Source organism: Bacillus sp. T33-2 (assembly GCF_002860205.1).
Lineage (GTDB): Bacteria > Bacillota > Bacilli > Bacillales > Cytobacillaceae > T33-2.
In genome coordinates this window covers 1-23,793 of sequence record NZ_PGVB01000038.1, presented here as the reverse complement: position 1 = coordinate 23,793, position 23,793 = coordinate 1, and the positions used below count along the sequence as shown (strand labels likewise).

At 44.3% G+C, this 23,793-nt stretch carries 23 protein-coding genes and 1 tRNA gene; 23 read left to right on the top strand and 1 reads right to left on the bottom strand.

Annotation, left to right across the window (positions count from 1 at the left end):
* The first annotated feature begins 117 nt into the window (after positions 1–117).
* The 7 genes from CVD19_RS21460 (at position 118) to CVD19_RS21430 (ending at position 5,469) form a co-directional block, all read left to right on the top strand.
* Positions 118–1,743 (top strand): putative polysaccharide biosynthesis protein, encoded by a 1,626-nt coding sequence (locus CVD19_RS21460; RefSeq protein WP_101585228.1) that lies wholly within the window; start codon positions 118–120, stop codon positions 1,741–1,743.
* Positions 1,737–3,200 (top strand): nucleoside triphosphate pyrophosphohydrolase, encoded by a 1,464-nt coding sequence (mazG, locus tag CVD19_RS21455; protein ID WP_101585227.1) that lies wholly within the window; start codon positions 1,737–1,739, stop codon positions 3,198–3,200. Before CVD19_RS21460 ends, mazG begins: the two co-directional genes overlap by 7 nt.
* 16 nt (positions 3,201–3,216) lie before the next feature.
* Positions 3,217–3,480 carry an RNA-binding S4 domain-containing protein gene (locus CVD19_RS21450; protein ID WP_101585226.1) on the top strand — a complete coding sequence of 88 codons (264 nt, stop codon included), beginning with the start codon at positions 3,217–3,219 and terminating at the stop codon, positions 3,478–3,480.
* A 116-nt stretch (positions 3,481–3,596) separates the two neighbouring features.
* Positions 3,597–3,899 carry a sporulation protein YabP gene (gene yabP, locus CVD19_RS21445; protein ID WP_101585225.1) on the top strand — a complete coding sequence of 101 codons (303 nt, stop codon included), beginning with the start codon at positions 3,597–3,599 and terminating at the stop codon, positions 3,897–3,899.
* On the top strand, positions 3,896–4,528 hold the full coding sequence (gene yabQ / locus CVD19_RS21440) for a spore cortex biosynthesis protein YabQ (RefSeq protein WP_101585224.1): 633 nt from the start codon (positions 3,896–3,898) through the stop codon (positions 4,526–4,528). The genes yabP and yabQ overlap by 4 nt, the downstream gene beginning before the upstream one ends.
* Before the next feature lie 15 nt (positions 4,529–4,543).
* Positions 4,544–4,936 (top strand): FtsB family cell division protein, encoded by a 393-nt coding sequence (locus tag CVD19_RS21435; RefSeq protein WP_101585223.1) that lies wholly within the window; start codon positions 4,544–4,546, stop codon positions 4,934–4,936.
* A gap of 86 nt (positions 4,937–5,022) precedes the next feature.
* Positions 5,023–5,469: a S1 domain-containing RNA-binding protein gene (locus tag CVD19_RS21430; protein WP_101585222.1), complete on the top strand. Its 447-nt coding sequence runs from the start codon at positions 5,023–5,025 to the stop codon at positions 5,467–5,469.
* 125 nt (positions 5,470–5,594) lie between these two features.
* Here the strand turns inward: CVD19_RS21430 and CVD19_RS21425 are convergent.
* Positions 5,595–5,668: transfer RNA gene (locus CVD19_RS21425), tRNA-Met, on the bottom strand.
* Between the two features lie 347 nt (positions 5,669–6,015).
* On the opposite strand from CVD19_RS21425, the gene spoIIE reads away from it, so the two are divergent.
* The 16 genes from spoIIE (at position 6,016) to lysS (ending at position 23,327) form a co-directional block, all read left to right on the top strand.
* On the top strand, positions 6,016–8,490 hold the full coding sequence (gene spoIIE, locus CVD19_RS21420) for a stage II sporulation protein E (protein WP_101585221.1): 2,475 nt from the start codon (positions 6,016–6,018) through the stop codon (positions 8,488–8,490).
* Between the two features lie 66 nt (positions 8,491–8,556).
* Positions 8,557–9,294, top strand: coding sequence for a vWA domain-containing protein (locus CVD19_RS21415; protein WP_101585220.1), 738 nt, complete (start codon positions 8,557–8,559; stop codon positions 9,292–9,294).
* Positions 9,263–10,252: a protein kinase domain-containing protein gene (locus CVD19_RS21410; RefSeq protein WP_101585219.1), complete on the top strand. Its 990-nt coding sequence runs from the start codon at positions 9,263–9,265 to the stop codon at positions 10,250–10,252. Before CVD19_RS21415 ends, CVD19_RS21410 begins: the two co-directional genes overlap by 32 nt.
* Before the next feature lie 249 nt (positions 10,253–10,501).
* Positions 10,502–11,926 (top strand): tRNA lysidine(34) synthetase TilS, encoded by a 1,425-nt coding sequence (tilS, locus tag CVD19_RS21405; RefSeq protein WP_101585218.1) that lies wholly within the window; start codon positions 10,502–10,504, stop codon positions 11,924–11,926.
* On the top strand, positions 11,913–12,455 hold the full coding sequence (hpt, locus tag CVD19_RS21400) for a hypoxanthine phosphoribosyltransferase (protein ID WP_101585217.1): 543 nt from the start codon (positions 11,913–11,915) through the stop codon (positions 12,453–12,455). Before tilS ends, hpt begins: the two co-directional genes overlap by 14 nt.
* Before the next feature lie 126 nt (positions 12,456–12,581).
* Entirely contained in the window at positions 12,582–14,591 is a 2,010-nt protein-coding gene (ftsH, locus tag CVD19_RS21395; RefSeq protein WP_101585216.1) for an ATP-dependent zinc metalloprotease FtsH, read from the top strand.
* 170 nt (positions 14,592–14,761) lie between these two features.
* A complete protein-coding gene (locus tag CVD19_RS21390; protein ID WP_101585215.1) occupies positions 14,762–15,538 on the top strand; it encodes a type III pantothenate kinase in 777 nt (258 codons plus the stop codon).
* A 38-nt stretch (positions 15,539–15,576) separates the two neighbouring features.
* Positions 15,577–16,455 (top strand): Hsp33 family molecular chaperone HslO, encoded by an 879-nt coding sequence (gene hslO / locus CVD19_RS21385; protein WP_101585214.1) that lies wholly within the window; start codon positions 15,577–15,579, stop codon positions 16,453–16,455.
* A gap of 25 nt (positions 16,456–16,480) precedes the next feature.
* Positions 16,481–17,380 carry a peptidyl-prolyl cis-trans isomerase gene (locus tag CVD19_RS21380; protein ID WP_101585213.1) on the top strand — a complete coding sequence of 300 codons (900 nt, stop codon included), beginning with the start codon at positions 16,481–16,483 and terminating at the stop codon, positions 17,378–17,380.
* Positions 17,381–17,568: 188 nt separating this feature from the next.
* Positions 17,569–18,498 carry a cysteine synthase A gene (gene cysK / locus CVD19_RS21375; RefSeq protein WP_101585212.1) on the top strand — a complete coding sequence of 310 codons (930 nt, stop codon included), beginning with the start codon at positions 17,569–17,571 and terminating at the stop codon, positions 18,496–18,498.
* A 230-nt stretch (positions 18,499–18,728) separates the two neighbouring features.
* On the top strand, positions 18,729–19,574 hold the full coding sequence (gene folP, locus CVD19_RS21370) for a dihydropteroate synthase (protein ID WP_101585211.1): 846 nt from the start codon (positions 18,729–18,731) through the stop codon (positions 19,572–19,574).
* Complete coding sequence (folB, locus tag CVD19_RS21365) at positions 19,567–19,926, top strand: dihydroneopterin aldolase (RefSeq protein WP_101585210.1); 360 nt, start codon at positions 19,567–19,569, stop codon at positions 19,924–19,926. The genes folP and folB overlap by 8 nt, the downstream gene beginning before the upstream one ends.
* 2 nt (positions 19,927–19,928) lie before the next feature.
* Positions 19,929–20,456 carry a 2-amino-4-hydroxy-6-hydroxymethyldihydropteridine diphosphokinase gene (gene folK / locus CVD19_RS21360; RefSeq protein WP_101585209.1) on the top strand — a complete coding sequence of 176 codons (528 nt, stop codon included), beginning with the start codon at positions 19,929–19,931 and terminating at the stop codon, positions 20,454–20,456.
* Complete coding sequence (locus CVD19_RS21355; RefSeq protein ID WP_101585208.1) at positions 20,408–20,650, top strand: helix-turn-helix domain-containing protein; 243 nt, start codon at positions 20,408–20,410, stop codon at positions 20,648–20,650. The genes folK and CVD19_RS21355 overlap by 49 nt, the downstream gene beginning before the upstream one ends.
* 4 nt (positions 20,651–20,654) lie before the next feature.
* Complete coding sequence (dusB, locus tag CVD19_RS21350) at positions 20,655–21,656, top strand: tRNA dihydrouridine synthase DusB (protein ID WP_101585207.1); 1,002 nt, start codon at positions 20,655–20,657, stop codon at positions 21,654–21,656.
* 186 nt (positions 21,657–21,842) lie between these two features.
* A complete protein-coding gene (gene lysS, locus CVD19_RS21345; RefSeq protein WP_101585206.1) occupies positions 21,843–23,327 on the top strand; it encodes a lysine--tRNA ligase in 1,485 nt (494 codons plus the stop codon).
* Positions 23,328–23,793 lie beyond the last annotated feature (466 nt).

The following is a 23,793-nucleotide window of genomic DNA, read 5'->3' as shown; positions in this document are numbered from 1 at the left end:
TTAGGAACAAAGTGTAAGTGCAACTACGCCTCTGTCTTCGCCCTAAGGGGCTCGCCAATCGGCAAGTTTTCTTTATGTTATAATACTTTAGATACTTGGTTTGGAAGGAGATGGGCGATGAAGCCCGTTACAGAATCAACAAGAGTGGTTAAAGGGGTATTCATCCTTACCGCGGCAGCACTTGTGACAAAGCTACTGAGTGCTGTTTACAGGGTGCCTTTTCAAAATATTGTCGGTGACACAGGTTTTTATATTTACCAGCAAGTATATCCCTTTTATGGGCTTGTGCTTGTCCTGTCTACATATGGTTTTCCGGTTGTCATATCCAAGCTTTACACTGAACAGAAAGAAACGGGCAATACAGAGGGGGCCAACCGGCTGCTTGCGGTTGCTTTTCTTTTCTTAAGCGTGATTGGCATCAGCCTTTTCTGCCTGTTTTATTATGGGGCAGAATGGATTGCCGGCGCAATGGGCGACCCTGAGCTTCACCTGTTATTTCGGATCATCGCTTTTCCGTTTTTGCTGGTGCCGTTTTCATCTGTCTTCAGGGGATATTTTCAAGGGAAAGGGGACATGGCGCCGACCGCTGTTTCCCAGGTAGGTGAGCAGTTTGTCCGCGTTGTGACAATTCTTTCCCTATCAGCGCTTTTCATAAGCCAAGGTTACTCTCTTTATTACGCAGCCGGCGGAGCTGCCTTTGGATCCTTAACCGGAGGCCTTGTTTCAGCATTCATTCTCGGACTTTACTATCTTAAAAGCAGGGACCAGGGCCCGTTTCGGAAATACAGGCTTGTTTCTCTTATCAAAGAATCATCCTCCATCGCCAAAGCACTCGCAGTACAGGGATTTGCGATAAGCGTGAGCGGGATGCTGCTTATCCTCATGCAAATGGCAGACTCTTTAAACCTGTACCAGTTGCTGGCGAATTCAGGGATCGGGGCTGCTGACGCCAAGGAAGCAAAAGGCATTTATGACAGGGGACAGCCGTTAATCCAGCTTGGCACGGTCGTGGCCACCTCAATGTCGTTGTCACTTGTCCCAGTGATATTAAGTGACACATTAAAAAACAGGACGGAGTCAGTAATACATCATGTCAAGATGTCCCTGCAAATCAGTGTCATTATCGGAACTGGGGCAACAGCAGGACTGATCAGCATTATCCGCCCTGCAAACCAACTGCTGTTTGAAAATACTCAAGGCTCGATGGTGCTGGCAATCCTTAGTTTGATGATTCTGCTTGGTTCTGTCATTATTACAATGACAAGTGTGCTCCAAGGGCTAAACTACTCTGTTTTTCCGGCTATGGTCATTATGCTGGGCTTTGGACTTAAAATGATGTTTAACGTCCTGCTCGTCCCTCAATTTTGTACGGTTGGAGCAGCTGCTGCTTCAATTATGTCGATGGCTGTAATTCTACTGGTGTTGATGGCGAAGCTAAGGATGGTCATGAAAAAACGCATTCTTCCACTATCTTTCCTTCTGAAGGTTTTTCTTGCAGCACTGTCAATGGCTGTCTTTTTAGCTATTTATTTGCGCATTACCGGCTTTCTTTATGTCTGCCTCGATTCAGCCCGCTTCGCCGCGGCTGTCCAAGGTCTGACTGCCGTGTTACTGGGCGGCTGTTTATATTTGCTGATCATTATAAAAAACAGGATATTGAGCGAGCAACAATTGTTGGTGCTTCCATTTGGAGGCAGGCTTAGATTTTTATTGCCAAACAGGAGGAGTCAGGATAAATCATGAAAGAAATCGTTATAATCGGCCTTGGTGCAGGTGACCTTGACCAAATGCCTTTAGGTGTATATAAAATGATAACTAAAGAAGCTAACGTATATTTACGTACGAAAGAGCATCCGGTCATCGAGGAACTTCATGCACAAGGCTTCGTATTTAACTCTTTTGATTACATATATGAAAAACACAGCCAGTTTGAACAAGTGTATGAAGAAATCAGTGAATCTCTGCTTTCACTGGCCGACGCAGGGCGGATCGTATATGCGGTACCGGGACATCCTCTGGTAGCGGAACGGACCGTCCAATTGCTCCTCGAAAAAGGACCGGCGCGTAATATTTCGATAAGATTGGCGGGGGGACAAAGCTTTCTTGACGGCATGTTTCAGGCTTTGCGCATTGATCCGATTGACGGATTTCAGCTTCTGGACGGAACATCGATGCCGAAGCATGGAATCCAGTTTAGCTCTCATACGATTATCGGCCAGGTGTATGATCAATTTGTTGCATCTGAGGTAAAGCTCAATTTGATGGAGAAGCTGCCGGATGAATATGAAGTAACGATCGTTACCGCTGCCGGCAGCAAGGAAGAAAAAATCAAAACTGTCCCATTGTTTGAACTTGACAGGGAGATCGGGATAAATAATTTAACATCTGTGTACGTGCCGCCTGTCAAGGAAGAAAAAATCCTTTACAGAGAGTTCAGCAAACTGCGGGAGATCATCGCAGCTTTGCGCGGGCCTGACGGATGCCCGTGGGATAAAAAACAGACACATCTTTCGTTAAAAAAATATTTGGTTGAAGAGGCGTACGAACTCATAGATGCAATCAATCATGACGATATAGATAATATAATAGAAGAACTTGGGGATGTTCTCCTCCAAGTGATGCTGCATGCCCAAATTGGAGAGGATGAAGGGTTTTTCGTAATTGAGGATGTCATTGAAGGAATTTCATCAAAAATGGTCCGGCGCCACCCGCATGTTTTCGGAGCCGTACAGGTGCAGGATGAAGAAGATGTCCTGCGGAACTGGCAGGAAATTAAAAATCAGGAAAAAGGGCAGGAAAGCGCTTCTCTTCTGAAAGGTGTCGGTAAAGGACTGCCAAGTTTGCTTAAAGCGTACAAGCTCCAAAAGGAAGCGGCAAAAGTAGGATTTGACTGGGAGGATATTGCGCCAATCTGGGATAAAGTAATGGAAGAAATCGATGAATTTTCACATGAAATGAATGATGCAGGAGAATTTTCAAATCTGCAACTCGAATATGGAGATTTGCTTTTTGCCCTTGTCAATGTCGCACGTCATTTTGAGATTGATCCGGAAGAGGCTTTGTTCCAGGCGAATGAGAAATTTATCCGCCGCTTTGCATTCGTTGAAAAGATGGTCCAGGAAAGCGGAACAGACTTTGATGGGCATAGCCTGGAGCAACTCGATTCTTATTGGGACGAAGCGAAGAAAAGAGGACTTTAGGGAGGTTTTAAAATTCATGAGATTGGATAAATTTTTAAAAGTGTCAAGGTTGATTAAAAGAAGGACTGTAGCGAAAGAAGTTTCTGACCAGGGCAGAATCATGGTAAATGGACAGCAGGCAAAAGCGAGTACAGTTGTAAAAGCCGGAGATGAATTAACCATCCGGTTTGGGCAAAAGCTTGTCACCGTAAAAATTGACAGGGTTCAGGAAACATCACGAAAAGAAGAAGCAGCAGAGATGTTTACGATTATCAAGGAAGAAAAGCTGGGAGACTCATAATATTTGTCTGGGTGTAACCTATTTTTAGCGGTTGGATATAATGGGCTTGTTCTATTTTTCCCATCAGTCACATAGGATGTACAAACAGTGCATTAAAGTGAATGTGAGGGATTGGTATGAGCCAGTATTTTGAATCGAATCCACAAAAAAACAGCTCTCCTGACCATGATGTTGTGATGAGAGGCAGGCGGCTGCTTGAGATTACAGGAGTTAAACAAGTTGAGAGCTTTGATAATGAAGAATTCCTGCTTGAAACAGTGATGGGATTTCTGGCCATAAAAGGGCAGAACCTGCAAATGAAAAACCTGGACGTTGATAAGGGAATCGTGTCAATCAAGGGAAAAATATTCGATTTAGTATACTTGGATGAACAGCATGGGGAGAAAGCTAAAGGTTTCTTTAGCAAGCTGTTCCGATGACACTTTCTACCCAGTTTCTGACAATGCTTGCCATGATCGGAATGGGGTGCTTTTTTGGTGCGTCGCTTGATACGTACAATCGCTTTTTAAAACGTTCTAGGCGAAAGCACTGGATGGTCTTTATTAACGATATACTGTTCTGGCTTTTTCAGGGATTATCCGTTTTTTATGTATTATTTTCGGTTAATCTGGGCGAACTTAGGTTTTATATTTTTGTAGCCCTGCTGTGCGGATTTGCCGCCTACCAGAGCCTGCTGAAACGAATTTACTTAAAAATATTGGAAGTCGCAATATCGGTTGTCGTTTCGGTGGGGAATGCCGGCATCACATTTTTCAGACTGTTGGTCATAAGGCCTCTTCAATTGCTGGTAACCCTGGTATTTTCATTATTCATCCTGATTGGAAGAGGCCTGTACGCACTGTTGAAAATTTCTTTATCGATCGTTTTATGGACTGTCAAAATTATCTGGAAGCCGTTTCAGGCGTTCTTTTTATTTTTATGGGCACTTTTGCCGAAAAGGATTAAAAAAATCGTCGAGAAGTTATATAATAAAATGGCAGGAATTATGGTCCGTATAAAGAATTATGTTATTAATATAGCCAACCGGATAAAAAACATTAAGTCATGAGGAGGGTTGCGGAGAATGGGTGCCATCAGGAAAAGGAAAATTGCAAAATTGGAAACTAAATATGTGCAGCAGCAGGAAATAGCAGGAATTGCAGAAACCAGGAAACGTAAAAGGTTATTCAGGCGCCTCGCGATCTTTTTTGTTTTCGCTTCCGTTATATCTGTCTTAATGGTATCCACTTTTATTTCTCAGATATCCGCCCTGGAACAAAAACAGTCTGAGAGAAAGAAGCTTGAGCAACAGATGGCAGGGTTGGAAAAGAAAGAACAGATACTTAAGGAAGAAATTATCAAGCTGAATGATGATGAATATATAGCCAAGCTGGCCAGGAGTGAGTATTTCCTTTCAAAAAAGGGTGAAATTATCATTAAGCTGCCTGAAGGAAAAAAGGAAACAACATCCCAATAGGCGCCGTATTGACACTCTTTTTCCCGATTTTGTATAATATAGTGTAAGTCTGATTTTTTATATCTTTAAGGAGGCAAAATCTTTTTATGTCAATCGAAGTAGGCAGCAAGTTACAAGGTAAAGTAACAGGCATTACAAATTTCGGGGCGTTTGTGGAGCTGCCGGATGGCTCGACGGGACTGGTCCACATTAGTGAGGTTGCTGATAACTATGTAAAAGATATCAACGACCATCTAAAAGTCGGCGACCAGGTGGAAGTCAAAGTGATCAACGTTGAGAAAGACGGGAAAATAGGTTTATCGATCAAGAAAGCAGTAGATAGACCGGAACGGCCTGCCCGACCAGAAAGATCCGATTCAAGGCCTTACGCTGGGCGTCCGCGACAGGGCAGAGGAAATGATAGCCGCAACCAACGCCCGGAAAACTTCGAATCAAAAATGGCAAAATTTTTAAAGGATAGTGAAGACCGTCTTTCGTCGCTAAAGCGCAATACAGAGTCAAAACGCGGTGGACGGGGTGCCAGAAGAGGTTAACTTGCTGCTGAGTTGAATATAGATGACATCATTTTTTTCATATAAAGACAGGCCGCTTCAGGCTTGTCTTATTTATTTTTTTAAAAAAAGAGTGCCCCAGCCGGGGCACTCTTTTCCTCTTTTAATAGCGGCGGAGGGGATCGAACCCCCGACCTTACGGGTATGAACCGTACGCTCTAGCCAGCTGAGCTACACCGCCAAAAATTGTCCTAATATTTTAGGCACAACAAATATAATACATAGATATTGAATAAGTGTCAACATAATTTTTTAGGGATCGTTTCGGTTATAAGAAAGGATGGAAACCGCCGGGGGATGAGACGGCAGGAGTGAATTTGCTGGCAAAGGGATAATTGGTGGACGAGGAACAATACACCATTAAATCCTTGTCCGTTTTTGCTATAAAAACACATGTTTATAAAAAATGCCCTCGGGGAAAGCGTCGAACAAAACTTTTTGGCTTGTCTGCGTTTTTGACAAACTTTTGAACACCCCGCTTTTATAATTGTGTGCAAACCTAAAATAAACGGGGGAGTGAAGCCCAAAATGCAACGAGTTGAAAAGAATATAATTCAACCAATCGGGGAAGTCCAGTTTGAAGGATCACGGATAGACATAACAGGCAGATTAATCAAGCTTCAATCACAAATTGAAGTGTTTTTTCTTAAAAAAGGCTATATATTTCTTTTCATAGGTTTCCTCCTTGGCCGGGCATTAATTTTATCCAAGCTGACGCCATTTGCACTTCCTTTTTTCGCCGCTGTCTATTTTACAAGGAAAGACAGGGCCCCTATTGCCCTGTTTGGCATGGTCGCCGGAGCTGCTACCATATCGGCTGGCAATGCTGCTTATACCTTCAGCTCGGCCTTTCTATTCCTGTTTATGTTCCGGGTATCGAAAAAATGGCTGAAAAACGAGCTGAAGGCACTCCCCGTTTTTATCTTCATGACATTGCTAGCAAGCAAACCATTAGAGACATTGATCATTTACAGACACATCTCGATGTACGAATGGCTGATGGCAGGGGTGCAGGCCAGCCTGGGGTATATCCTGACGTTGATTTTTCTGCAAAGCATCCCTCTGTTAACAATAGGGAATAGGCGACAATCGTTAAAAACTGAAGAAATTGTCTGCGTGATCATCATGCTTGCCTCGGTGATGACCGGAACAATCGGATGGTCTTTATATGATCTTTCAATTGAGCATGTGATGTCCAGATACCTCGTTCTGATCTTCTCTTTTGTGGCCGGAGCCACTGTCGGTTCAACGGTTGGTGTCGTGACCGGACTGATATTCAGCCTGGCAAACATATCGAGCTTCTACCATATGAGCTTGCTTGCTTTTGCAGGACTGCTGGGCGGGCTGCTTAAAGAGGGTAAAAAAGTGGGTGTGGCAGTTGGTCTGTTGATTGCGACTTTACTGATCGGCATGTATGGAGAAGGAGGGGGGACTGTCAGCAAAACACTGCTTGAGTCGTCAGCCGCTATCCTGTTATTCCTTCTTACTCCAAGCTCACTTACTTCCAAGATCGCGAAATATATTCCCGGTACTGTAGAGTATTCAGCAGAGCAACAGCAATACATGAGAAAGATGCGGGATGTTACCGCCCAGCGGGTAGCAAAATTCTCTAATGTGTTTGAGGCGCTGTCCAATAGTTTTGCGTCTATCAATGATCACGCCGGAGAAGAAGAAACAGACAGGGACATGGATTACTTCCTGAGCAATGTTACAGAAAAAAACTGCCAGACATGCTTTAAAAAAGAGCACTGCTGGACAAGAAACTTTAATACAACCTATGAATACATGAGTGAAATTATGCAGGAAATGGATCGGAATGCGGGAATCGTTCCACAGAAATTAACGAGGGACTGGGAGAAACATTGTACCCGATCGAAAAAAGTAATGGAAACAATGCAGCAGCAACTAACTTTCTATCAGGCAAACCGTAAGCTGAAAAAACAGGTTCAGGAAAGCAGGAGGTTAGTTGCAGACCAGCTGTTGGGCGTTTCTGAGGTGATGGGGGATTTTGCGAAGGAAATCCAGCGGGAACGTGAGAACCATCACAAGCAGGAAGAATTGATTCTGGAAGCTCTCCAGGATTTTGGGGTTCAAATAGAACATGTAGAGATATACAGCCTGGAACAGGGAAATATAGATATTGACATGACAATTCCTTATTGCCAGGGTCATGGTGAGTGTGAAAAACTTATCGCCCCGATGCTGTCTGATATTTTAAAAGAAACAATCGTTGTCAATTCCGAAGCATGTGCCTCGTCAGGGAATGGATTTTGCCAAGTAACATTCAGGTCCGCCAAGGCTTATACGGTCACAACAGGGGTCGCCCATGCAGCAAAGGACGGAGATTTAGTTTCAGGAGACAGCTTTTCCATGATAGAACTCGGGGTGGGGAAATACGCTATTGCCATCAGTGATGGCATGGGCAACGGAGAGCGGGCGCATTCCGAAAGCACTGAAACCCTTATGCTGCTGAAGAAGATCCTCCAGTCCGGCATAGAGGAAAAGGTAGCGATTAAGTCTGTTAATTCCATTCTGTCGCTGCGCACGACGGATGAAATTTTTTCTACGCTTGATTTAGCCATGGTGGACCTGCAGAATGCATCTGCGAGGTTTTTAAAAATTGGCTCCACACCGAGCTTTATCAGGCGTGGCAACAAAATGATCAAGATTCAGGCAAGCAACTTGCCGATGGGAATTTTACAGGAGTTTGAAGTAGATGTGGTAAGTGAACAGCTGAAGGCGGGAGATCTTTTGGTCATGATGAGCGATGGAGTATTTGAAGGGCCGAAGCATGTGGAAAATTACGATTTGTGGATGAAACGCAAAATCCTTGAGATGCACACAGAAGACCCGCAGGCTGTAGCAGATTTGATCATGGAAGAGGTGATTCGTTCCAGATCCGGTTCAATTGAGGATGACATGACCGTAGTAGTCGCAAAAATTGACCACAACATCCCTAAATGGGCATCAATCCCTGTAAATACAGCCCGGAAAAGAGCCTGAACTACGTATAAATCCTCTTCTTATCGTCGAAAATGGTAACAAAATTCTTCAATTGGAGGGGATTATATGAAAACGGGCACATTGCGGCAAATACTGCTGATAACTGACGGATGCTCAAACCAGGGGGAGGATCCGGTGGCAATGTCTGCTCTTGCTAAAGAGCAAGGAATCACGATAAACGTCATCGGTGTAATGGAACAGGATGTGATAGATGAGCAGGGACTGAAGGAAATTGAAGAAATTGCCCTTGCAGGCGGGGGTGTCAGCCAGGTTGTTTACGCCCAGCAGCTTACGCAGACCGTCCAGATGGTGACGAGAAAAGCCATGACCCAGACATTGCAGGGTGTTGTGAACCGGGAACTTCAACAAATTCTTGGCGGATCCCAGACCGTTGAAGACCTGCCGCCAGAGAAACGGGGCGAGATAATGGAAGTGGTTGACGAATTGGGTGAAACAGCCGAACTTGAAGTGCTGATTCTTGTCGACACAAGCGCAAGCATGAAGCACAAGCTGCCAACCGTCAAAGAAGCGCTTCTGGATCTGTCGTTGAGCTTAAATGCAAGAACGGGTGACAACCACTTTGCTGTTTTTGTATTTCCCGGGAAAAAGAATGATGTCGAAAAATTACTGGACTGGACACCTAGGCTGGGATCTCTGTCTAGCATATTCCCGAAATTAACGAGTGGGGGGATCACCCCTACAGGGCCGGCCGTTCGGGAAGCTTTATCTTATTTCAAGAATAAAAGATCATTAAGGAGCCTGCTGTCAGGTGATGATGAACCATTCTTTGAAGAGTCAATCTAAAGTAACCGAAGGTACGGTCATTCAAGGTAAGTGGCACTGCAACCAGTATACAGTGATTAAAGAATTGGGCAATGGCGCGAACGGGATTGTTTATTTGGCGAAAAACAAAAATCAGCAGGTTGCACTCAAGATGAGTGATAATGGGTTATCGATTACATCTGAAGTAAATGTGTTAAAATCGTTTGCCAAGGTCCAGGGATCTGCCCTAGGGCCTTCTTTGCTGGATGTGGATGACTGGGATCGCAAATCCGGGAAAATTTCTTTTTACGTAATGGAATTTATAAAAGGGCCGGATCTTCTGACATTCATAAAGAATAAAGGATCAGCCTGGACAGGGGTTGCCATCCTGCAGCTTTTATCTGATTTGCAGCTTCTCCATGAAAACGGCTGGGTGTTTGGGGACCTGAAGCCTGATAACTTAATTGTCACCGGCCCACCGGCGCGGGTGAGGTGTATAGACGTCGGAGGGACGACCCAAACAGGCAGGGCGATCAAAGAATTTACGGAGTTTTTTGACAGAGGGTATTGGGGCCTTGGCAGCAGAAAGGCTGACCCAAAATATGACTTGTTCGCCGTTGCGATGATCATCATCAACACTGCCTATCCGGGCCGCTTTACCAGGATGGGCGGGGGGATTGAGCAGCTAAAGGGTATGATAGAAAAGAAACGCGAGCTGCAAATTTTTAAAGATGCCATAATTAAGGCTTTAACAGGCAGCTACTCGTCCGCACTGGAAATGCGGCATGATGTATTACATATTATGCAGGGCCAGCAACGATCCGACACCGTAACAAGCATTCAGGCAACTGCCCCCGGGAAACCCGGCAGACAGCAGCAAAATGTTTCAACTCGTTCATATAAGTACAAAAAGAAGAAAGGCCGGGTGCTGGAGACAATTATTATCATACTTGCCATCTCCCTGCTCTACTTTCTCCATATATATAATCAGGTTTTTTAACGGAATTGATGAAACCTTTTATTCCTTTAATCGTACATAAGACTCCGCCGCTTACAGGTGGATTGCATTATATTTAACTGATGAAACGCAAACCTGTTTTACGGTTCTGTTCATTTATTGTTTTCTTTTTGATTGTGGGGAGTGAAAAATGATAAGCTTATACCAATAAAAGTGAAGATCATTAACGATAGATTATTGACTTGCCGTTGGGGAGATGAAAACGCCTGCCGGCTGTAAGGACGAACGTTTATGCTGGACACAAAGGTGAATGCCTTCATTGAAAGAAATTCGTTACAGTTAAAAAATTTATCACTGGCCGTAGGGGTGTCAGGAGGCCCGGATTCTTTGGCATTGCTCCATTTTTTATGGGAAGAGCGGGAGAAGCGGAATCTGCAGATTAATGTTCTCCATGTAGACCATATGTTCAGGGGACAAGAGTCTTATGACGAGGCGTTATTTGTAAAGGATTTCTGCGAACAGCGAAACATCCCATTTTATATGAAGCGGATCAATGTCGCAGAATATGCTGATAAAGCTGGATTGAGTTCTCAAAATGCCGCCCGGGAGTGCAGATATCATTTTTTTGAAGAAATGATGAACTTTTTGGGAGTCCAATACCTCGTTTTGGGCCATCATGGAGATGACCAGGTCGAAACCGTATTAATGAGGTTGACTAGAGGGAGCACGGGAAAGGCAAGAGCAGGCATACCTTTCTCAAGGAGTTTTTCAAATGGCTGTATCATCCGCCCGTTCCTGTGTTTGTCCAAGTCCGAAATTGAAGCCTATTGTGAAGAGAAAGGCCTTGATCCAAGGCGCGATCCGAGCAATGAAAAAGACGCCTACAGCCGGAATCGTTTTAGAAAGAGAGTATTGCCCTTCTTGAAAGAAGAAAATCCTCTCGTCCACGAACACTTCCAGAGGTTCAGTGAGGAGTTGCAGATGGATGAAGACCTGCTGGCAGAATTAACACGCCGGGAAATGAACAAACTAATGGTAAGGGATAGCGGGCAGATCACTATTGAAATAGGGCCTTTTCGGGAAATGCCAATGCCTTTACAAAGAAGAGGGATTAAACTAATATTAAACTATCTTTATCAAGAAAGACCTGCATCCCTGTCCGCATTACATATTGAAAAAGTTTTTTCAATTATATGCAATCCCCATCCATCTGCAACACTTGACTTTCCAAACGGATTAAAAGTCGTTCGTTCATATGGAAAATGCCATTTTCAGCTTAATCCTCCCGAGAGGCAGACCTTTTATTTTGAAATTGACAAGCCTCAGGTTGTACAATTGCCAAATGGCGATGTCATCGATGCAAAGTATGGCGCTGATGCCGAGGAGCTAGCAGCCAGTGCGGATTATTTCTTTATCAATTCGCGGGATATCAGCCTGCCGATCAAGATCCGGACAAGGCAAGCAGGTGATCGGATGACATTGAAGGGAATGGCAGGTTCCAAAAAAATTAAAGATATCTTCATTGACAGTAAAATACCTGTAGCTGAAAGAGATGCCTGGCCCGTTGTGACAGACCCGGCCGGAAAAATTCTCTGGCTGCCCGGCTTGAAGAAGTCCAATGTATCGGGCAGTGATGACACAGGTGAAGCAAACTTTGTTTTAATATATAAAAAAGCATCGATTTCTTCCAGGGGGCACACAAATGATGAGAAATGATATCGAAAAAGTATTGATCACAGAGGCAGAGATACAAGAAAAAATAAAAGAGTTAGCTTCACAATTAACTGAAGAATACAAAGAACGGTTTCCACTTGCGATCGGCGTGTTAAAGGGAGCCATGCCTTTTATGGGCGACCTCCTGAAGCGGATCGATACTTATCTGGAAATGGATTTCATGGATGTATCCAGCTACGGGAATTCAACGGTCTCTTCCGGGGAGGTAAAAATCCTTAAGGATCTTGATACTTCGGTTGAAGGAAGGGACATCTTAATCATTGAAGACATCATTGACAGCGGGCTGACGCTCAGCTACCTGGTTGAACTTTTCCGGTACCGTAAAGCTAATTCCATAAAAATTGTAACCCTTCTTGACAAGCCATCAGGACGAAAGGCAGACATTCAGGCGGATTATGTAGGTTTTATTGTCCCTGATGAGTTCGTTGTCGGCTACGGTCTTGATTATGCAGAGAAATACCGGAACCTTCCATATATCGGGGTTTTAAAACCTGCGGTTTATGCCAAATAATAATTAGGGAAAATAACATTTGACGGTCAGTTTTCAATGGTTGGAACACAAGCTTAATCCTTGTATTTACACAATTTTCTATGATACTATTTAATATAGTTTGTTTACCGTGGGAGGAGGTAAGGGATGAATCGGATCTTCCGTAATACCATCTTTTATTTATTGATATTTTTAGTCATTATCGGTGTGGTCAGTTTCTTCAATGGCAATAACGAGCCAACGAAGCATATAACTTATAACCAATTCCTTCAGGCTCTTGAGGAGAAAAATGTCAAGTCACTATCAGTGCAGCCTGAAAGAGGCGTGTTTGAGGTAAGGGGCGAGTATAAAGGCGGAGAAAAAGAAAATAATTTCCTGACATATGTCTGGAATAACCCAACGACCCTTGACCAAATACAGGGAGCAGCAGATGAAGCCAATTCGGCAATTGAAATACTCCCTGCAAAGGAAACAAGCGGCTGGGTTACCTTTTTCACTTCCATCATACCGTTTATCATTATCTTTATCCTGTTCTTCTTCCTTTTGAACCAGGCGCAGGGCGGCGGAAGCCGGGTTATGAACTTCGGTAAAAGCAAGGCCAGGCTTTATAATGAGGAAAAGAAGAAAGTAAGGTTTAAGGATGTAGCCGGAGCGGATGAGGAGAAACAGGAACTTGTTGAAGTTGTTGAGTTTTTGAAAGACCCTCGCAAGTTTGCTGAACTCGGCGCCCGTATACCAAAAGGTGTGTTATTGGTAGGACCTCCAGGTACAGGTAAAACATTGCTTGCACGTGCTGTCGCCGGGGAGGCTGGAGTGCCGTTTTTCTCCATCAGCGGATCCGACTTCGTTGAAATGTTCGTTGGTGTTGGTGCTTCCAGGGTTCGGGATTTGTTTGAAACAGCGAAAAAGAATGCACCTTGTATTATCTTTATAGATGAAATCGATGCGGTTGGGCGTCAGCGTGGTGCCGGTCTCGGCGGCGGGCATGATGAACGGGAGCAAACCCTGAACCAGCTGCTTGTTGAAATGGATGGATTCGGAGCCAACGAAGGCATCATTATCGTGGCTGCTACAAACCGTCCGGATATACTTGATCCTGCATTGCTGCGCCCTGGCCGTTTTGACCGCCAGATCACGGTTGACCGTCCTGATGTCAATGGGCGTGAAGCGGTACTGCATGTACATGCACGCAACAAGCCGCTTGATGAATCAGTTAACTTAAAGAGCATTGCAATGCGCACTCCAGGGTTTTCTGGAGCGGATCTTGAAAACCTTCTTAACGAGGCTGCACTTGTTGCGGCGCGACAAAACAAGAAAAAGATTGAAATGGAAGATATTGATGAAGCAACAGACCGTGTTATTGCTGGTCCTGCCAAGAAAAGCCGCGTCATTTCAGAGAAAGAACGTAAAATCGTTGCTTTCCACGAAGGCGGCCATACAGTTATCGGCCTGGTTCTTGACGAAGCTGATATTGTGCATAAAGTTACAATCGTGCCGCGCGGACAGGCCGGCGGTTATGCAGTAATGCTTCCGAAAGAAGACCGTTATTTCATGACAAAGCCGGAACTTCTCGACAAGATCACAGGGTTGCTTGGCGGCCGTGTAGCTGAAGAAATCGTCTTTGGTGAAGTGAGCACGGGAGCCCATAATGATTTCCAAAGGGCAACAGGTATCGCCCGCCGCATGGTCACAGAATTCGGCATGAGTGAAAAGCTTGGACCGCTTCAATTTGGCCAGGCACAGGGACAGGTATTCCTGGGACGTGATATTCATAACGAGCAAAACTATTCGGACGCCATTGCGTATGAAATTGACCTTGAAATCCAGCGCATCATCAAGGAATGCTATGAAAGAGCGAGAAAAATCCTGACTGAAAACCGTGCGAAGCTGGATCTGATTGCCAATACTCTATTGGAAGTTGAAACGCTCGATGCTGAACAGATCAGGTATCTCGTTGACCATGGCCAGCTTCCTGACCGGAGCGCTGTCGACACGAAAAAGGTTTTAACTGATGGCAGTAAAGATAACGACGTGAAAGTCACTATCAATACGAAAAAGGATGAAGAAGCGCAGTCCGCAGGCAATCCGGAAAATGATTCTCCTGTGACAGATATCGATCCTCTCAATCCAAATGCTAGTGACAAACCAAAGCAATAAATGTGAGAGGCGCTCTTTTCAGGGCGCCTTTTTCTTTTATGTTTAATTACAACAGCCTGTTCAGTTGGAAAACGCTCAAACCTGATTTTATTCTGATATTACAATGCATATGTTATGATATTAGTTAGTGTTTGTGAGTGGAAAAACTATTTATAAAAGTGGTGAGAAGCTTGATTTTTGTCTTTGACATTGGAAATACAAATATCGTTTTAGGGGTTTACGAACAGGAACAATTAAAGCACCATTGGCGAATTGAAACAAACCGCCACAAAACAGAAGATGAATACGGAATGATCATAAAATCCCTGTTTGACTATGTGGGGCTTAGTTTTAAAGATATCGATGGCATTATAATTTCGTCTGTAGTTCCTCCAATCATGTTTGCCCTTGAAAGGATGTGCCAGAAGTATTTTCATCTCAAGCCGTTGGTAGTTGGGCCTGGAATCAAAACCGGGCTTAATATTAAATATGAAAACCCAAGGGAGGTGGGTGCTGACCGGATTGTCAATGCGGTTGCTGCAATCCACGAATACGGCAGCCCACTGATTATTGTCGATTTTGGAACAGCAACTACCTATTGTTATATCAATGAACAGAAACAATATATGGGTGGGGCGATTGCACCTGGAATCAACATTTCAACAGAGGCCCTTTATTCTAAAGCCGCGAAGCTGCCACGGATTGAAATAAGCCGCCCTGATGACATCATTGGCAAGAACACCGTTGCAGCGATGCAGGCCGGCATTTTGTACGGATATGTTGGCCAGGTTGAGGGAATAGTTAAACGGATGAAAGCAAAAAGTGAAGCCATCCCGACTGTCATTGCCACTGGGGGGCTGGCAAACCTTATTTCAGCCGAATCAAATATAATAGACGTAGTCGACCCATATTTGACCTTGAAAGGGCTGCAATTGATCTATAAGCGGAATAAGGAACCTATGAAGTGATGCAAATTGGATTACCTACAACAGGAAGGTGCATGATTATGAGTGACTATTTGGTGAAAGCCCTTGCCTTTGACGGACAAGTCCGGGCATATGCAGTAAAATCGACTGACACGGTCGCAGAGGCTCAGCGTCGGCATTATACATGGCCGGTTGCTTCCGCAGCCCTGGGCAGGTCAATGTCAGCAGCAGTCATGATGGGGGCGATGCTCAAAGGTGATGACAATTTAACAGTTAAAGTGGAAGGAGGCGGCCCGATCGGACTTATTCTTGTTGATAGCAATGCAAAAGGCGAGGTTCGCGGATATGTAACCAATCCACAGATCCATTTTGATTTGAATGAGCATGGCAAACTGGATGTCCGAAGGGCGGTAGGCACTACCGGAACCCTAACAGTTGTAAAGGATGTCGGTATGCGCGATTATTTTACCGGACAGGTTCCGATTGTTTCCGGAGAACTCGGTGATGATTTCACCTATTATTTAGTTACATCTGAGCAGGTTCCTTCTTCAGTGGGCGTCGGCGTGCTTGTCAACCCGGATAACACAATCAAAGCAGCAGGAGGTTTTATTCTTCAGTTAATGCCGGGCGCTACCGAAGATACTGTAACGGCGATAGAGAACAGGCTCGGGACAATCGAGCCGATTTCTAAACTCATCGATAAAGGGCTGACGCCGGAGCAAATTCTTGAAGAACTGTTTGGAAAAGGAAATGTGAAATTCCTTGAGACACTCCCTGTCTCATTCAGCTGCAATTGTTCAAAAGACCGATTTTCAAATGCAATTGTCAGCCTTGGCATGGAGGAAATAGACGATATGATTGCCACGGACGGTCAGGCTGAGGCTCAGTGCCATTTTTGCAACGAAAAATATATTTTCTCAAAAGAGGAACTTGAAACATTAAGGGCAGAGGCTAAATAAAATTATCAATCTGGGGGAAAAGAAGTTGGAAAAAAAGCACCTCTGGCTCGTGATTGCAGGATTAGTGGCACTTAATTGCCTGACCGCCGTGTATTTTCTGGCCGGGCCTGGGAAGGCTGTGAGTTCAGGGCTTTTTGGAAACGGAGAACTGGTTGCTGAAGTTGGCGGACAAAACATATCCCGCCAGGAATGGCTTATGGAGCTTGAAGAGAGATACGGGGAAGAAACGCTGAAGGATTTGATCGACCAGCGGGTAACAGAGCAGATGGCGGAAAAATATGATATTAAAGTATCTGAAAAAGCGGTCGAGCTAGAATTGGCCTGGTTAAAAACAATGTACAACTCTTTGGAGGATGGAAGCCAGGGAGAAAGGGAGTGGAGGCAGCAAATCAAGCACAACCTTCTGCTTGAAGAGCTGTTAACAAAGGATGCCGCTGTTTCTGAAGAAGAAATGAAGCAATACTACGAACAGAACAAAAGCATGTTTAACATTCCAGATGCATACCATCTGTCCCAAATCGTTGTTAAGACAAAGAAAGAAGCCGACCAGACGATTAAAGAACTTGAGCAAGGATCAAGCTTTGCTGCATTGGCGATGGAAAGGTCTATCGATGAATTTTCCGCCAATAAAGGCGGTGACCTAGGATATGTCACTTGGGAGGATGACCGCTTCCCTCCGGAAATAATCGAGGAAGCACAAACCTTAAAACGAAAGAAATGGACGGATCCGATCAAACTTGAATCTGGCTACGCAATCCTGTTTTTACACGAAAAACTGAACGGGAAAGAGTACAAGTTCAAGGAAGTAAAGGACCAGATACGCAGACAAATAGCCCTCGAGCAGATGGGTGTACCGGTATCAGCCCAGCCGTTCTGGGCCGAAACCGGAGTGGACTGGTTTTATGGCAGCAAAGAAGAAAAGTAATACGAACATAGCATGAGTCTCTCCAGGGCTTGTGCTTTTTTAATCCGCCCCTGTTAATAAAAGGTTTATAAAAGTAGAATATCAGCTAGAATTTTAAGAATAGAATAAAATAATTGACATCGCACGTGTAGATTGATACATTTTAATAAAACCAATAAAATTACTCGGATTAATGAGGAGGATTTACAATGGCACGTATTGCAAACTCAATTAACGAATTGATTGGACAGACACCCATCGTAAAATTAAACCGGCTTGTGGATGAAAACAGCGCGGAGGTTTACCTGAAACTGGAATACATGAATCCGGGCAGCAGTGTAAAAGACCGTATTGCTTTGGCCATGATTGAGGCCGCAGAGGAAAAAGGCTTACTGAAACAGGGAGACACCCTTATTGAACCGACAAGCGGAAACACAGGAATTGGCCTGGCGATGGTCGCAGCAGCCAAGGGCTATAAAGCAATCCTGGTCATGCCTGAAACAATGAGTTTGGAGCGCCGCAATTTGCTCCGTGCTTACGGTGCAGATTTAGTGCTCACACCTGGCCCTGAAGGAATGGGCGGAGCGATCAGGAAAGCAACTGAACTGGCAGAGGAGAATGGCTACTTCATGCCGCAGCAATTTAAAAATGAAGCCAATCCTGCTGTTCATGAGAGAACAACAGGCCAAGAAATTGTCGAGCAGATGGGTGACCAGCTGGATGCGTTCATTTCCGGGATTGGAACAGGCGGAACAATAACCGGAGCTGGCAAAGTGTTGCGTGAAAAATATAATGGCATGAAAATTGTTGCTGTGGAGCCAGCCGATTCTCCTGTACTCTCTGGAGGAAAGCCCGGACCACACAAAATCCAGGGAATCGGCGCAGGTTTCGTTCCTGATGTCCTGAATACGGAAGTATATGATGAGGTACTGACCGTTGAAAATGAACAGGCGTTTGAATATGCACGCCGCGCTGCAAAAGAAGAAGGAATCCTTGGCGGAATTTCATCCGGTGCAGCCATCTATGCTGCGTTGCAGGTTGCGAAACAATTAGGAAAAGGCAAAAAAGTTCTCGCTGTCATTCCTAGTAACGGGGAACGCTATTTAAGCACACCGCTTTACCAATTCGAAACAGAATAAATCAGGAAAGGGGCGGCCGAGTGCTCGCCTCTTTTTTAATGGATTCTCCTCCATGCCACAGCTTTCAAAACTGTGGTATTTTTTGCGCAATAAATCGCATTTATTATGGATAACAAATGAAAGGCTTGTCCACATCATGTATGATGGATAGGAGAAGCTGTCAGCTGCAGAATAAGGATTATATCCAGGAAATTCAGCAGCAAAGATTTAGTTTTGGAGGAAGATTCACGATGGCACGGTTGAACAATAAAGTAATACAGGCAGGGCCATATACGCTGGATTACAGCGAAAAAACACTTGTTATGGGAATTTTAAACGTAACGCCTGATTCCTTTTCAGACGGAGGAAAATTTAGCGGTACGGACCTCGCGGTAAGACGGGCTGAAGAAATGGTGGTGCAGGGGGCTCATATTCTGGATATAGGCGGTGAATCAACCCGGCCGGGGTTTCAGCCTGTTTCCCCGGAAGAGGAACTGGAACGCGTCCTCTCCGTTATTGAAGCAATCGCGCAAAAAGTTAACGTTCCCATCTCAATCGATACGTATAAGGCAGAAGTAGCCAGAAGATCTATTGAAGCAGGGGCACATATCATCAATGATATATGGGGAGCTAAGGCAGATCCGGAAATGGCATCTGTCGCCGCTGACTTAAATGTTCCCATCATCCTGATGCACAACCGGAAAAATCGGGACTATCGAGTATTCGTCAGGGATGTGCTGAGCGATCTGTATGAAAGCATAATGCTTGCCAGGAATGCCGGGGTAGAAGACCAAAATATTATATTGGATCCGGGCATTGGTTTTGCAAAAGACTTTGATGAGAATTTAGAAATGATGCGGAACCTTGATAAACTGGTTGCTCTCGGTTATCCTGTTTTATTGGGTACGTCAAGAAAATCTCTCATTGGCAATGCCCTGAGCCTTCCGGTAGAAGAACGGATGGAAGGGACAGGAGCCACCGTTTGCTTTGGTATCCAGCAGGGCTGTCAGCTGATAAGGATACATGATGTGAAGGAAATGGCCCGCATGGCTAAAATGATGGACGCTTTAATGGGCAAGGAGGTTCATGATGGATAAAATATCAGTCAACCAAATGGAGTTCTATGGCTACCACGGAGTTTTCCCCGAAGAAAACCGGCTGGGCCAGAGGTTTGTCGTTGACCTGGCAGTTGAACTCGACCTTAAAAAGGCTGGTACAACAGACCTCCTGGAAGATTCCATCAATTACGCTGAGCTGTACAATCTATGTAAAGAAGTAGTCGAGGGAGAAACATACAAGCTGCTTGAAACAATCGCCGAAACGATATCAGGGCGGATCTTAACGCAATATCCGATGATTTACGTCTGCCACGTAAAGGTTATAAAACCCGACCCTCCAATTCCAGGACATTACCGTTCGGTAGCGGTAGAAATTACAAGGAGTCGATAGAGTTGGAAAACCATGCGTATATTGCTCTCGGTTCTAACATGGGGAACAGGTTTGAGTATTTAAAAAAAGCTGTTTTGCTGCTTCATTCCGATGAAAAAATAAAAGTGGAAGTTACTTCTTCTGTATACGAGACCGACCCGGTTGGTTATACAGAACAGGATTTGTTTCTTAATATGGTAGTCAAGGTATCATCAGTGTTACAACCCCAGGACTTACTGGATGTGTGCCAAAAAATCGAACTGGAACTTGGGAGAAAAAGGGAAATAAAATGGGGTCCGCGCACAATAGACCTTGACATTTTGTTGTATGATCAAGACAATATTGAAACAGAGAAGCTTATGGTTCCACATCCGCGGATGCAAGAACGAGCTTTTGTCATCATTCCATTATTGGAAATTTGTCCTAACATCACAGTGCCGACGATGGAGAATCCTCTTAATAGCTTTTTAGCCAGTTTACCTAATAAAGAAGGAGTACGAATATGGAAGCAGAAAAATGGGGAAGACGTATTCGCGCTTTTCGAAAACTGAAAGGTTTTACACAGGAGAGTTTTGCAAAAGAATTGGGTGTTTCTGTGTCTATTTTGGGTGAGATAGAGAGAGGCAACCGGATGCCGACGGAACATCTTATTTTGCAAACGGCCTTTCTATTAAACGTCAGCATAGAGGAACTTGCTCCGTCAGAGGACGGTAATATAAATATACAACCTGGAAGAGGGAGGTAAAACGATGCTTAAAATAGGCGATATTCAAATGAAAAATCCCGTCGTACTCGCGCCAATGGCAGGTGTCTGTAATTCCGCATTCCGTCTTACAGTAAAAGAATTTGGGGCGGGCCTTGTCTGCGCTGAAATGGTCAGTGACAAAGGCATTATTTTTCAAAATGAAAAATCAATGGATATGCTTTATATTGATGAAAGAGAAAAGCCGTTGAGCCTGCAGATTTTCGGTGGTGAGAAAGAAACACTGGTACAGGCTGCAAAATATGTAGACAAGAATACGAATGCGGACATTATTGACATCAATATGGGTTGTCCCGTTCCTAAAATTACGAAATGCGACGCTGGCGCAAAATGGCTGCTAGATCCAAATAAAATTTATGAGATGGTTTCAGCTGTTACCGATGCAGTAGAAAAACCAGTAACAGTGAAAATGCGCATGGGCTGGGATTCCGACCATATTTATGCTGTGAGGAATGCCCAGGCCGTAGAGCGGGCCGGCGGAAAAGCCGTCGCACTGCATGGCCGTACCCGCGTTCAAATGTATGAAGGAAAAGCAAACTGGGATATTATCCGTGAAGTGAAGCACTCGGTGAACATTCCTGTCATCGGAAATGGAGATGTCCAAACACCGCAGGATGCCAAGCGAATGCTTGATGAAACGGGAGTTGACGGCGTCATGATAGGCCGTGCCGCGCTCGGGAATCCTTGGATGATTTACAGGACTGTTAAATTTCTTGAAACAGGCGAACTCATGGGAGAACCATCTGTACGTGAGAAAATTGATGTATGCATTCTGCATCTTGACCGCCTGATCGCCCTGAAGAATGAAGATATCGCAATCCGTGAGATGCGCAAGCATGCCGCGTGGTATCTGAAAGGGATCCGCGGAAACGCCAAGATCCGCAATGCTGTCAATGAATGCACTACACGTGACCAACTGGTTACGCTACTCACCAATTATGTATTTGAAGTTGAACAAATCCTGGAACAAGAGTCACAGGCAGTATAATTGACATTGCCGGGCACTTTTTCTATAATACGTTTGTTATTAACAGCAGCTGCCAGTGAACAAAACTGGCAGTTTTTGTTCTATTTAGTGATTTATGATGTCTGAAGCCACTGAATTGTGTAAAATAATAAAAGTATATATAGCCGAACTACATAAATACATTTTTTATAATGGAGTTGAAAATAAATGAGTCATGAAGAATTAAATGACCAGCTAATCGTGAGACGGCAAAAAATGAACGCACTTCGTGAAAATGGTTTAGATCCATTTGGCAAACGTTTTGAGCGCACGCATTTGACCGGGCAGTTGGCCGCTGAATACGGAGAACTGGAAAAAGAGGATATAGAGGCGAAAAATGTTTCTGTAAAAATTGCCGGCCGTATAATGACAAAACGCGGCAAAGGGAAGGCTGGCTTTGCCCACATTCAGGATTTGACAGGGCAAATCCAGATTTATGTCCGTCAGGATGCTGTCGGGGAGGAACAGTACCGCGTTTTTGACGAAGCTGATTTAGGAGACCTTGTTGGTGTTGAAGGGACCCTGTTCAAAACAAAAGTGGGTGAGCTCTCCATTAAGGTGCAGGATTTTGTTTTCTTGACAAAAGCCCTTCGTCCGCTGCCTGACAAATTCCATGGCCTGAAAGATGTTGAGCAACGCTACCGCCAGCGGTATCTAGACCTTATTATGAGTGATGAAAGTAAGCATACGTTCGTCACCCGCAGCCGTATCATTCAATCAATGCGCCGATACCTTGATGATCATGGTTACCTTGAAGTGGAAACACCAATGATGCACTCTATCGCCGGCGGTGCGTCTGCGCGTCCATTCATTACACATCATAATGCTTTAGATATGACTCTCTACATGAGGATTGCCATAGAGCTTCACTTAAAGCGCCTGATCGTGGGCGGCCTTGAAAAGGTATATGAAATTGGCCGTGTCTTCAGGAATGAAGGAGTTTCAACCAGGCATAATCCGGAATTCACAATGATTGAACTTTATGAAGCTTATGCTGACTATCGTGATATCATGTCCCTTACTGAGAATCTGATTGCCCATATCGCGCAGGAAGTACTGGGAACTACGACCGTTAAATACGGTGATTATGTGGTGGATTTAAAACCTCAATGGAAAAGGCTCCACATGCTCGATGCTATTAAAGAACACACAGGTGTGGACTTCTGGAAGAATATGATCAAAGAAGAGGCACAGCAGCTTGCGAAAGAGCACGGAATCGAAATCACCGATCATATGCAATACGGACATATTGTAAATGAGTTTTTTGAACAGAAAGTAGAAGCAAAACTTATCCAGCCTACATTCATTTATGGGCATCCGGTGGAAATTTCTCCATTGGCGAAGAAAAATGACGAGGATCCTCGTTTTACCGACCGGTTTGAATTATTTATTGTAGCCCGTGAGCATGCGAATGCATTTACCGAGCTAAACGACCCTATCGATCAGCGGGAGCGGTTTGAAGCTCAATTGAAAGAAAAAGAACAAGGTAACGATGAAGCGCACGAAATGGATGAGGATTTCATTGAAGCGCTGGAGTACGGAATGCCTCCAACAGGTGGGCTTGGAATCGGGATTGACAGGCTTGTCATGCTTCTGACCAATTCTCCGTCCATCCGCGATGTATTGCTGTTCCCGCTTATGCGCCACCGATAATGACGATTGAAAGCAAAGTGTTTTCCCACTTTGCTTTTTTTTGGTGAAACTTACATATTAATAAGAATAATTTTACTTTGGGCTACTCAAGAAAAAGATGAAAAAACATATTGCCTTAAAGAACTAATGGTGCTATATTAATATCTGTTGCTGCGAACGGCAGTTACAGTTAGAAAAACATGTTGACATCAGGATTCAATCCTGATATCATATAAAAGTTGCTCTTGAAAAAGGCGAACGAATATTAATGAATAAACATGTTGACATCGGGGTGTTATCCTGATAATATATAAAAGTTGCTCTTGAAAATAGAGTTCAACCTAAAATAAAAAACATGTTGACATCGGATCGCTGATCTGATATCATATAAAAGTTGCTTCTAAATTGGAGTGGCGAAATTATCGCTCTTTGAAAACTAAACAAACAAGCGTCAACAAACAATAACCATCATGTTTCTTCTATATGA